We start from the raw sequence: 10,158 nt of genomic DNA on the forward strand, positions 1-10,158 counted from the left end.
CGGCGCGCGGCGGCGCGGCCGTCACGGCAACGCCAGGTGCGCCGGCCGCTGGGGCAGGCACCGGGGCCTGCGCCGCTGGGCTCGGCGCGGGCGGCGGCGTCGGGCGGTTCGTGCGGTTCCAAACATCGAAGATCAGCAGGATGCCGATCGACAGGGCGATGGCCGCGAAAAGGCGCTTCTGGTCCACGAATCTCAGCCCTTCGGCGCTAGAGCAGCATCCCGGTCAGGTGGACTCACCGGATCGGGCGAAGATGCTCGCGAGAACGAATTCTTGGCGGGGGGCACCGGGTCGAAACCTCCCGGATGCCAGGGATTGCAGCGCAGGATGCGCCGCGCGGTCAGGCCGGTGCCTCGCAGGGCGCCATGCGTGTCCAGCGCCTCAAGCGCGTAGTCGCTGCAGGAGGGGTAGTGCCGGCAATGGCTGCCGATGATGCCGCGCAGCGTGTAGCGGTACGCGTGGACGCAGCCTTTGAGCACCATCGTGGCCGGCGCGGCAGTCACGGCGTCACTCCGGCCTGGCGCAGCGCGCCGCGCAGGTCGGCGATCAGCGTGGCGAAGTCCCGCGCGCCGGTGCCATCGCGGCCGATCAGCACGAGGTCCCAGCCGATGGCGCCGGTGCCGGGCAACGTCAGGCGCGCCGCTTCCTTCAGCCGCCGCCGCGCGCGGTTGCGCACCACGGCGTTGCCGACCTTCTTGGTGACGGTGAAGCCGACCCGCAGCAGGCACGGATCGCCGGGCGCCGCCTGGAGAACGAGCCCCGGTCGAGCCGCGCGCTTCCCACGCGAGGCCACGCGCAGGAAATCCCTGCGCTTCTTCAGCCGGCCGGCGGGCGCACCCGGAACGGGCGGGGCCGGGTCAGCGGCTCCCGACATGCGAGGCTCCGCGCGGCGGTCGCGATCAGGCCGAAAGGCGCTTGCGGCCCTTGGCGCGGCGGTTGGCGAGCACCTTGCGGCCGCCCACCGTTGCGGTGCGGGCGCGGAACCCGTGCCGGCGCTTCCGGACAAGCTTCGAGGGCTGGTAGGTACGCTTCACGACAAGTCTCCTGAAACTCGGTATCGGCCCGCTGGCGGCGCCGCCAGCAGGACGCGCCGGCGGCAACCCAGCGAAAGGGCACCCCGGCGAGGCGCGGAGGTATAGGGAGGGGGATCGCCAGGCGTCAACCGCGCACCGCCCGCCCGGCGCGTAACTCTGGGCGCAGGGATGCCGAACCGCTATCCGAGATGGACATGCCCCTTCCCCGCGCGCCGATCGCAAGGTTCTGGCCCCTGCTGCTGCTGGCGGGGCTGGTGGCGGCCGCCTGGGCGTCCGGCGCCACGCGCCTGCTGTCCTTCGAGGCGCTCGGCCAGCACCGGGCCACGCTCGATGCCTGGGTCGCGGCGCGGCCGGTGCTGGCGGCCGGGGCCTATGTGCTGGCCTATGTGGTGGTGGTGGCGCTCTCCCTGCCCGGCGGGGTGGTGATGACACTGGCCGGCGGGCTGCTCTTCGGCGCCTGGATCGGCACCGCGCTGACCGTGGTGGGGGCGACGATCGGCGCCTGCCTGCTGTTCCTGGCGGCGCGCAGCGCCCTCGCCCCCCTGGTCGCCGGCCGTGCGGCGGGGCTGGTGGAGCGCATCCGCCCGGGGCTCGAGCGCGACGGCTTCTTCTACCTGCTGACGCTGCGGCTGATCCCGGTGGTGCCCTTTTGGCTGGTCAACCTGGCGCCGGCGCTGGTGGGGATGCCCTTCGGCGCCTATGCCGCGGCGACCGCGATCGGCATCATTCCAGGCACGGTGGTGTTCTCCGGCATTGGGGCGGGGCTAAGCGACATCCTGGCGGCGGGGGGGCGGCCGGAGCTCGGCATCATCTTCTCGCCGCCCATCCTGCTGCCGCTGCTGGGGCTCGCGGCGCTCTCCCTGATCGGCGCCTGGTGGCGCAAGAGGAACGGCGATGCCTGACGTGGATGTGGCGGTGATCGGGGCGGGTGCCGCGGGGCTGTCGGTGGCGGCGATCTCGGCCGGGCTGGGCCTGAAGGTGGCGCTGTTCGAACGCGGCGAGATGGGCGGGGACTGCCTGAACTATGGCTGCGTACCCTCCAAGGCGCTGCTGGCGGCCGCGCACGCCGCGGCCGAGGCGCGGCGCGCCCACCGCTTCGGCGTGCGGGTGGGCGAACCGCAGATCGACTGGGCCGGGGTGCGCGCGCATGTGGCCGGTGCCATCGCCGCCATCGCCCCCAACGACTCCGCCGAACGCTTCCGCGGCATGGGCGTGGACGTGGTGCGCGCCACCGCTCGCTTCGTGGCTCGCGACACGATCGAGGCCGGCGGGCGGCGCTACCGCTTCCGCCGCGCCGTCGTCGCCGCGGGATCGGCCGCCATCGTCCCGCCCATCCCGGGGCTGCAGGAGGTGCCGTTCCTGACCAACGAGACGCTGTTCTCGTTGCCAGAGAAGCCCGGCCACCTGGTGATCATCGGCGGCGGCCCGATCGGGCTCGAGATGGCGCAGGCGCATGCGCGGCTCGGCTGCCGCGTCAGCGTGGTGGAGGCGCTGTCCATCGCCGCGCGCGAGGATGCGGAATGCGTCGCCGGGCTGCGACCGGCGCTGCTGGCCGATGGCGTGGCGCTGCACGAAGGGGCCCGCGTGGCGCGCGTGGAACCGGACGTCCAGGGCGTCACCCTGGTGCTGGAAGATGGCGGGCGGATCACCGGGACGCATCTGCTGCTGGCGGTGGGCCGCGCGCCGCGGCTCGATGCGCTGGGGCTGGAGGCTGGCGGGGTGGCCTTCGGGCCGCGCGGGGTGGCGACCACGCTGGCCTTGCGGTCGGTGTCCAACCGCCGGGTCTGGGCGGCGGGGGACATCGCGGACCCGGTCGGCCTCGGTCCGCGCGCCTTCACCCATGTCTGTTCGCAGCATGCCGGGATCATCGCGCGGTCCATGCTGTTCCGCCTGCCGGCACGGGTGTCCTACGATGCCCTGCCGCGGGTCACCTACACCGATCCCGAGATCGCGCAGATCGGCCCGACGGAGGCGGAGTTGCGTGCCGCGGGGCGCACGGCGCTCACGATCCTGCGCTGGCCGCTCGCGGAAAATGACCGCCTGGTCGCGGAGGGCCGCGCCGAGGGCCTGGTCAAGCTGATGGTGGACGCGAAGGGCCGGCTGCTCGGCGCCTCGCTGGTCGGGCCGGGCGTCGGAAACATGGCCGGGATGTTCGCCCTGATGATCGGTCGCCGCCTGTCGGCCCTGGCCGGCGCCGTGCTGCCCTACCCGACCGCGCAGGAGGCGGGCAAGCGTGCCGCCTCCGAGTTCTACACGCCCAAGCTTCTGTCCGCCCCCGTGAAGCGCATCGTAGGCCTGTTGAAGTACCTGCCCTGAGTCTCCGCGGTCCAGGGGGCCGCAGCCCCCTGGTCGGGGAGCCCGAGGGGCTGAAAGCCCCTCGGAGTGTCACGCCGCGCGAATACCCGCGAGGAACCCATCCACCTGCCCCCGCAGCCTTTCGGACTGCTCGGCCAGTTCGGTGGAGGCCCCGCGCAGGTCCTGCGCCGCGCCACCGGTACGCTCGGCCCCCTGCTTCACGCCGATGGCGCTGCGCGAGGCCTCCTGCGTGCCCTGTGCCGCCTCGGCCACGGCGCGGCCGATCTCCTGCGTGGCGGCCGCCTGCTGTTCGGAGGCGGCGGCGACCTGGCTGGTATTGGCGTTCAGTTCCTCGATGGTGCGGGCGATCGCGGCGATCGCCTCCACCGTGCGCCCCGTCTCGGCCTGCATGGCGGAGATCTGGGCGGCGATCTCCTCGGTGGCCTTGGCGGTCTGGGTGGCGAGGTTCTTCACCTCGCTGGCCACGACGGCGAAGCCCTTGCCGGCCTCGCCGGCGCGGGCGGCCTCGATGGTGGCGTTCAGCGCCAGCAGGTTGGTCTGGCCGGCGATGTCGCTGATCAGGCGCACCACGTCGCCGATCTTGTTCGCCGCCTCGGCCAGGCCGCGCACGGTGGTATCGGTCTCGCGCGCGGCGTCGGCGGCACGGTTGGTGATGCCGGCGGTGTCGCGCACCTGGCGCGCCACCTCGGCGATCGAGGCCGCGAGTTCTTCGGTCGAGGCGGCGACGGTCTGCACGTTCATGCTCGCCTGTTCCGAGGCCGCGGCGACGACGGTGGCCTGTCGCGTGCCGTCCTCGGCGGTCTCGGTCATGGCGGAGGCGGTGGCCGCGAGTTCGGTCGCGGCGGCGCTGACGGTGCGCAGCACGGCGGTCGCCTCGGCCTCGAAGGCCTGCACCAGGGTGTCGATGCGCTCGGTGCGGGCAGCGCGCTCCGCTGCCTGCGCGGCCTGGGCGGCGGCCAGGCGGTCGGCCTCCTTCAGGCCGTCGCGGCATTCCTCGAGCGCGCGCGCCATGGCGCCGATCTCGTCCTTGTGGGCGATCGCCTTGTTCTCGAAGCCGTAGTCGCGGCGCGCGAGGCTGCCCAGCGCGACGGAGAGTGCGACGATCCGCCCCGAGATGCTGCGCCCCAGCATCGCCGCAATGACCAGGCCCAGCAGGATCGCGACGCCGCCCAGCGCGAGTGTGACGGTGATGCTGGTGGACATGCTGGACCGCGCCACCTCCGTCGCCGCGGTGGATTCGCGGGTGATCAGCGTGTTGAGATCCTCGATCGCGGCCACGAGCTGCGTCACGGCCGCTCGCGAGTCGAGCAGGGCGGCATTGTTGCGCGCACGGTCGCCCGCGCGCACCGCTGCCATGATGCGCTCGTGGTGGCCGAGCACGTCGCGCAGCGCGCCCTCGATCCGCGCGAAGATGCGTGCCTCGTCCCCCGGGGTCACCAGCGGGCGATAGGCCTCCACCGCGACATTCACCTCGCGCACCAGGCGCGAGGCCGCTGCGATCTGTTCCTGTCGGACCGCGGGGTCTTCGAATACGCCAAGGGCGAGTTCGGTGCGGCGCAGGTCGAGAGCGGCATTGTTGATCCGCGACGACGCCAGGATGGAGGGCAGCCAGTTGTCCTCGAGCGCCGCGACGCTGGTCTGGACAGTCCGGTTGAACACCACGGCCGTGCCGACCAGCAGGGCCAGCAACAGCAATAGCAAACCCACCCCGAGGCGGAGCTTGTTCGAGATCGAGAGGTTCGAAACCATCAGAGGCCCTCACGGTTGATGGACAGCCAGGCAGGCATTCCAAACCGGCCGGGCGGCAGCGTAAGGTGCGATCGATTGCCACTTCCTAACCGCGCCCCGACAGATCCGCCGGGGGTTCCTCGGCGGCGCGGCTTTCGCCACCATGCGCCCTCAACTCCGGATCGAAGGCACACCCGACATGGACCGCACTCTCGAAGGCCGCACGGCGCTGATCACCGGATCGACCTCCGGCATCGGCCATGGCATCGCGCTCCTGCTCGCCGAGGCGGGGGCGAAGGTGATGCTGAACGGCTTCGGCAAGCCCGAGGAGATCGCCGCCGCACGCGCCAGCGTCGGTGCGGCGATGGGCGGCGGCGACGCGCCCTATTCCGCCGCCGACATGTCGAAGCCCGACGAGATCCGCGCCATGGTCGCCGACTGCGAGGCGACGCTCGGTGCCGTCGACATCCTGGTGGACAACGCCGGCATCCAGCATGTCAGCCCGGTCGAGGACTTCCCCGAGGCGAAGTGGGACGCGATCATCGCGATCAATCTGTCGTCCAACTTCCATGCCATCAAGGCGGCGCTGCCGGGCATGCGGAAGCGCAACTGGGGGCGGATCATCAACATCGCCTCGGCGCACGGCCTGGCGGGCAGCCCCTACAAGGCCGCCTATGTGGCGGCGAAGCACGGCGTGGTCGGCCTGACCAAGGTGGTGGCGCTGGAAGTCGCGACCACGCCCATCACCTGCAACGCGATCTGCCCGGGCTTCGTGCGCACGCCGCTCGCCGAGGCGCAGGTCGGCCCGCTCGCGGCCAAGTACGGCGTGAGCGAGGAAGTGGCGCTGCGCGACCACCTGCTCGAGAAGCAGCCCTCCAAGCGCTGGATCGAGGTGGAGGAGGTGGCGCAGATGGCGCTGTGGCTGTGCGGCCCCGGATCGGGCGGGGTGAACGGCGCCGCGCTGTCGATCGACGGCGGCTGGATGGCGGCGTGAGCGAGCCGGCCGCGCCCGCCATCGCGAAGCCGCCCGCGCGCCGGCGCATCAGCCTGGCGCTACAGGGCGGGGGCACGCATGGCGCCTTCACCTGGGGTGTCCTCGAGCGCCTGCTCGAGGACGACCGGCTCGAGGTGGACGGGCTGTCCGGCACCTCGGCGGGGGCGATCAACGGCGTCATGCTGGTGGAAGGGCTGCTGGCCGATGGGCCGGCTGGCGCGATCAAGGCCCTCGACCGCTTCTGGAGGTCGATCGCGGCGCGGCTCGCGATCAGCCCGCTGCGGTCGACACCGTTCGAGAAGCTGATGTGGGGCCACGACCTCACCTGGTCGGTCGCCTACCGCACCTTCGACACCCTCTCGCGCGTGCTCTCGCCCTACCAGATCAACCCCTTCCCCTACGACTACAACCCGCTGCGCGCGGCACTCGAGGACAGCATTGACTTCGAGCGGCTGCGCATGGAGGCGAAGGCGCCGCGGCTGTTCGTCTCGGCGACCTCCGTGCGCACCGGCAAGCCGCGCGTTTTCACGCGGCGCGAGTTGACGGTGGAGATGCTGCTGGCCTCGGCCTGCCTGCCGCAGGTGTTCAAGGCGGTGGAGATCGACGGCGAGCCCTACTGGGATGGCGGCTACCTCGGCAATCCCGCGCTCTGGCCGCTGTATGACCAGGGCGGGCCGCCCGACCTGGTGCTGGTGCAGCTGAACCCGCAGGTGCGCGAGGAAGCGCCGATCAGCGCGTCCGACATCCTGAACCGACTGACCGAGATCACCTTCAACGGATCGCTGATGGCCGAGATGCGCGCCATCGACTTCGTGCAGCGCCTGCTCGACACCGGGCGGCTCGAACAGCCGCGCTACCGGCGCCTGTTCATCCACGTGATCGAGGATGAGGAACGCATGCGCAAGTTCAAGCTCAGCACGAAGTTCAACGGCGACTGGGACTTCCTGTGCACGCTCAAGCAGTACGGGCGGGACGCGGCGGAGCTGTGGCTCGGCGAGCATTTCGACAAGCTCGGCCGGGCGAGCAGCGTGGATATCCGCGCGCGGTTTCTATGACATCAGGCGCCGGCGCCCGCATCCGCGGGCTTGGCTTGCGCGCCATGCACTGGCGCTTTGGCGACGGCGGTTGGTCTGGGCGCGGTCGCGCTGTGCGCTCCCGGTCCGAGGCAGGGCCTCGGGCCGAAAGGAAGGTGGCACGATGAGCCAGTCCAGTTGGGATGCCGCGCAATATCTGCGCTTCGAGGATGAACGGCTGCGCCCGGCGCTCGACCTGATCGGGCGCATCGCGCATCCGGGGCCGACGCGGGCGGTGGACCTCGGCTGCGGCGCGGGCAATGCGCTGCCGGCGCTGGCGGCGCGCTTCCCCGGCGCGGCCGTGATGGGCGTGGATGGCAGCGCCGCCATGCTGACGAAGGCGACAGGCTTCGCGACGCAGCAGGCCGACATCGCCGCCTGGACGCCGGACGCGCCGGTGGACGTGCTGTTCTCCAACGCCGCGCTGCAATGGCTGGGCGGGCACGCGGCGCTGTTCCCGCGCCTGCTGTCGCACCTCGCGCCCGGCGGCGTTCTGGCCGTGCAGATGCCTTCGATGCACGCCGCGCCGCTGCGCGCGGAGCAGGACCGCATCGCACGCGAGGGTCCATGGGCCGCGACGCTCGCGCGCGTGGCCAGCGCACCGGCCATCCTTTCGCCCGGCGACTACTACGACCTTCTGCGTCCGCGCGTGGCGGCACTCGACCTCTGGGTCACCGAATACATCCACGTGCTGCGCGGCGAGGACCCGGTGGTGCAATGGGCCATGGGCACCAGCCTGCGCCCCTTCCTCGACGTGCTGGAGGGCGCGCTGCGCCAGGGCTTCCTCGACGCATACCGCGCGGCGATGCGCGCCGCCTATCCGCCGCGGGCGGACGGGGCGGTGCTGCTGCCCTTCCGCCGCCTGTTCATCCTGGCGCGCATGCCATGACCGCCACGGCCGAGCTGCGCCGGCTGCTCGAGGCCGCCGGGCGCATCGCCATCTTCACCGGTGCGGGCATCAGCACCGATTCCGGCATTCCGGATTTCCGCGGCACCAACGGCGTCTGGACGAAGATGCAGCCGATCCTGTTCCAGGATTTCGTGGCCGACCCGGCCGCACGGCGGGAGGCCTGGCGCCGGCGTTTCGACAGCGACGAGGTGATGCGCGCCGCCCGCCCCAACCGTGGCCATCGCGCCGTGGCGCTGCTGGTCCGCCAGGGCCGGGCGCGCGCCGTCATCACGCAGAACATCGACGGGCTGCACCAGGCCTCGGGCATTCCCGACGACCAGGTGATCGAGCTGCACGGCAACTCGACCTACGCCGCCTGCCTCGACTGCGGCACGCGGCACGAGATCGCGGAGCTGCGCGCCGCCTTCGACAGGCATGGCGAGGTGCCGGGATGCACCGGCTGCGGCGGCCTGGTGAAGACCGCGACGGTCAGCTTCGGCCAGTCCATGCCGGAGGAGCCGATGCGCCGCGCGCAGCAGGAGACGCTGGCGGCGGACCTGTTCCTGGTGCTCGGGTCCTCGCTGGTGGTCTACCCGGCGGCGGGCTTCCCCGAGGTCGCGAAGCGGAACGGCGCGCACCTGGTCATCCTGAACCGGCAGGAGACGCCGCTCGACCCCATCGCAGACCTGGTGATCCGCGAGGGCATCGCCGAGGTGCTGGGCAGCGCGACCGGGACGAACTGACGCCGGCCCGCAGGATGCCGCCGCCGCGGTCAGACCGGGCGCTGGCCCATGATACGGTCGAGGGCGCCGATCACGCTCGGCTTGTACTGGCTGCGCAGCCCGCAGGCCCAGACCGCGCGTTCGGCGGCATGCAGGCGCCGCGCATCCGCGCGCGAGAGCGTGCCCGCCGCCATGCGTTCGAGGTCGGAGGCCGACGCGCCCGGGGCCCCCGCCAGATGCGCGAGTTCGTGCAGCAGGGTCCCGGCCAGGAAATGCGCGCTGCGCAGCGCCGTGATGTGGATGCCGATCTCGGCGAAGGATGTCGCGGGATAGGTGCCGACCACCTGCCCGAAGGCGACGCCGTCGTCCGTTGCCGACCACTGGCCGATCTGCCCCGCCGGGCCGAAGGCAAAGAAGTACAGTTTCCAGCCCTCGAGGATCTCCGACAGCGTCAGTCCGCCGCCGAGGCTCCGGAAATGCGCGTCGCAGGTGCGCCGCGCCGCGCATTCCGCGAGTTCCGCGAAGGCCGCCTCGAACAGGTTGGCCACGCGCAGCGACGTGCCGCCGCCAGCATAGGCCGCCGGGACGTCGACGGATTCCGGGAACTTGTACCCCACATAGTCGGACACCTTGGGGGGAGAGCGGTCGCTCGATATCCCGTAGAGCAAGTACGTGGCCATGCGGGCGGACCTCGTTCCGGTTGCGGCGGAGACCCCGAGGCTAGCCCGGCCGGCCCGGCTTCGTCAGCGGCTTTCCGCAGGCGGGCGCGCCAACTCGCGGCGGAACAGCGCGAACAACGCCAGCGCCGCCACCAGCAGCGCCGCCGCCAGCAGCACCGGCGCCGTCGCACCGCCGAAGCGGTCCGCGAACCATCCGGCGAGCGGCGGAAAGCCGGTGCATCCGGCATAGAAGAAGATGAAATAGACGCCGAGCCCCTGCGCCCGTCGTTCCGCCGGCACGGCCATCGCCGGCAGCGCCGAGAACACCGTGATCGGCAGCGCATACAGCAGCCCATGCCCCGCCAGGATGGCCGCGCCCCAGCCGACCGGCGCGAAGGGCAGCGTGGCAGCCGACAACGCGGCGGCCGTGATGCAGCCCACCACCATCGGCCGCACGGCGCCCGCGCGGCGCGCCGCCATCGCCCCCGCCGGCACCGCGAGAATGTTCACCCATGACATCAGCGAGGTCGCGAAACCTGCCTCCGCCACACCGAGCCCACGTTCGACCAGCAGCGGCGGCGCGAAGGTGACCAGGACCATGTAGGTCCCGTTCACGCAGGCCCAGCAGGCACCGGCCAGGCACATCAGCCGCACCTCGCGCGCCGAGAGCCGCGCACTGCCGGGCGGGGGCGTCGCCGCGCGCGGCACCGGGCGGGACGCGGCCGCCAGCGCGGCGAAGGCGGCC

At 72.2% G+C, this 10,158-nt stretch carries 12 protein-coding genes and 1 pseudogene; 6 read left to right on the plus strand and 7 right to left on the minus strand.

Features of this window, described 5'->3' with window-relative positions:
• The 4 genes and pseudogenes from HW578_RS27890 to rpmH all read right to left on the minus strand — a co-directional run.
• A pseudogene (locus HW578_RS27890) lies at window positions 1-187 on the minus strand (membrane protein insertase YidC); the annotation flags it as partial.
• Between the two features lie 5 nt (window positions 188-192).
• Window positions 193-480, minus strand: a complete 288-nt coding sequence (yidD, locus tag HW578_RS17185; RefSeq protein ID WP_198371848.1) for a membrane protein insertion efficiency factor YidD — start codon at window positions 478-480, stop codon at window positions 193-195.
• Between the two features lie 17 nt (window positions 481-497).
• Window positions 498-872 carry a ribonuclease P protein component gene (gene rnpA / locus HW578_RS17190; RefSeq protein WP_198371838.1) on the minus strand — a complete coding sequence of 125 codons (375 nt, stop codon included), beginning with the start codon at window positions 870-872 and terminating at the stop codon, window positions 498-500.
• 25 nt (window positions 873-897) lie between these two features.
• Window positions 898-1,032, minus strand: coding sequence for a 50S ribosomal protein L34 (rpmH, locus tag HW578_RS17195; protein ID WP_198371839.1), 135 nt, complete (start codon window positions 1,030-1,032; stop codon window positions 898-900).
• Between the two features lie 194 nt (window positions 1,033-1,226).
• Here rpmH and HW578_RS17200 point away from each other — a divergent pair, with 194 nt between their 5' ends.
• Entirely contained in the window at window positions 1,227-1,934 is a 708-nt protein-coding gene (locus tag HW578_RS17200) for a TVP38/TMEM64 family protein (RefSeq protein ID WP_232479056.1), read from the plus strand.
• On the plus strand, window positions 1,927-3,348 hold the full coding sequence (locus HW578_RS17205; protein ID WP_198371841.1) for a dihydrolipoyl dehydrogenase family protein: 1,422 nt from the start codon (window positions 1,927-1,929) through the stop codon (window positions 3,346-3,348). Before HW578_RS17200 ends, HW578_RS17205 begins: the two co-directional genes overlap by 8 nt.
• A 69-nt stretch (window positions 3,349-3,417) precedes the next feature.
• On the opposite strand, the gene HW578_RS17210 is transcribed toward HW578_RS17205, so the two are convergent.
• Window positions 3,418-5,097: a methyl-accepting chemotaxis protein gene (locus tag HW578_RS17210; RefSeq protein ID WP_198371842.1), complete on the minus strand. Its 1,680-nt coding sequence runs from the start codon at window positions 5,095-5,097 to the stop codon at window positions 3,418-3,420.
• 178 nt (window positions 5,098-5,275) lie between these two features.
• Between HW578_RS17210 and HW578_RS17215 the strand changes: the two genes are divergently transcribed.
• The 4 genes from HW578_RS17215 to HW578_RS17230 all read left to right on the plus strand — a co-directional run bounded on the left by HW578_RS17215 (window position 5,276) and on the right by HW578_RS17230 (window position 8,775).
• Window positions 5,276-6,070: a 3-hydroxybutyrate dehydrogenase gene (locus HW578_RS17215; RefSeq protein ID WP_198371843.1), complete on the plus strand. Its 795-nt coding sequence runs from the start codon at window positions 5,276-5,278 to the stop codon at window positions 6,068-6,070.
• The gene (locus HW578_RS17220; RefSeq protein WP_369407912.1) at window positions 6,067-7,125 is read left to right on the plus strand and encodes a patatin-like phospholipase family protein; all 1,059 of its coding nucleotides are present in this window, start codon (window positions 6,067-6,069) and stop codon (window positions 7,123-7,125) included. The genes HW578_RS17215 and HW578_RS17220 overlap by 4 nt, the downstream gene beginning before the upstream one ends.
• A gap of 142 nt (window positions 7,126-7,267) precedes the next feature.
• Window positions 7,268-8,032: a methyltransferase domain-containing protein gene (locus tag HW578_RS17225; protein ID WP_198371844.1), complete on the plus strand. Its 765-nt coding sequence runs from the start codon at window positions 7,268-7,270 to the stop codon at window positions 8,030-8,032.
• Window positions 8,029-8,775 (plus strand): SIR2 family NAD-dependent protein deacylase, encoded by a 747-nt coding sequence (locus tag HW578_RS17230; RefSeq protein ID WP_198371845.1) that lies wholly within the window; start codon window positions 8,029-8,031, stop codon window positions 8,773-8,775. Before HW578_RS17225 ends, HW578_RS17230 begins: the two co-directional genes overlap by 4 nt.
• Before the next feature lie 29 nt (window positions 8,776-8,804).
• Here the strand turns inward: HW578_RS17230 and HW578_RS17235 are convergent, their stop codons facing one another.
• Complete coding sequence (locus HW578_RS17235) at window positions 8,805-9,434, minus strand: SprT family zinc-dependent metalloprotease (protein WP_198371846.1); 630 nt, start codon at window positions 9,432-9,434, stop codon at window positions 8,805-8,807.
• 63 nt (window positions 9,435-9,497) lie between these two features.
• A partial coding sequence (locus HW578_RS17240; protein ID WP_198371847.1) for an MFS transporter occupies window positions 9,498-10,158 on the minus strand: 661 nt, incomplete at its 5' end.

It is taken from the genome of Roseomonas rosulenta, assembly GCF_016106005.1.
Lineage (GTDB): Bacteria > Pseudomonadota > Alphaproteobacteria > Acetobacterales > Acetobacteraceae > Neoroseomonas > Neoroseomonas rosulenta.

Coding starts and splice junctions, on each gene's coding strand:
- HW578_RS17210 (WP_198371842.1), bottom strand. CDS start 5,097: ATGGTTTCGAACCTCTCGATCTCGAACAAGCTCCGCCTCGGGGTGGGT.
- HW578_RS17230 (WP_198371845.1), top strand. CDS start 8,029: ATGACCGCCACGGCCGAGCTGCGCCGGCTGCTCGAGGCCGCCGGGCGC.
- HW578_RS17235 (WP_198371846.1), bottom strand. CDS start 9,434: ATGGCCACGTACTTGCTCTACGGGATATCGAGCGACCGCTCTCCCCCC.
- HW578_RS17215 (WP_198371843.1), top strand. CDS start 5,276: ATGGACCGCACTCTCGAAGGCCGCACGGCGCTGATCACCGGATCGACC.
- HW578_RS17225 (WP_198371844.1), top strand. CDS start 7,268: ATGAGCCAGTCCAGTTGGGATGCCGCGCAATATCTGCGCTTCGAGGAT.
- HW578_RS17200 (WP_232479056.1), top strand. CDS start 1,227: ATGCCCCTTCCCCGCGCGCCGATCGCAAGGTTCTGGCCCCTGCTGCTG.
- HW578_RS17205 (WP_198371841.1), top strand. CDS start 1,927: ATGCCTGACGTGGATGTGGCGGTGATCGGGGCGGGTGCCGCGGGGCTG.
- yidD (WP_198371848.1), bottom strand. CDS start 480: ATGGTGCTCAAAGGCTGCGTCCACGCGTACCGCTACACGCTGCGCGGC.
- rnpA (WP_198371838.1), bottom strand. CDS start 872: ATGTCGGGAGCCGCTGACCCGGCCCCGCCCGTTCCGGGTGCGCCCGCC.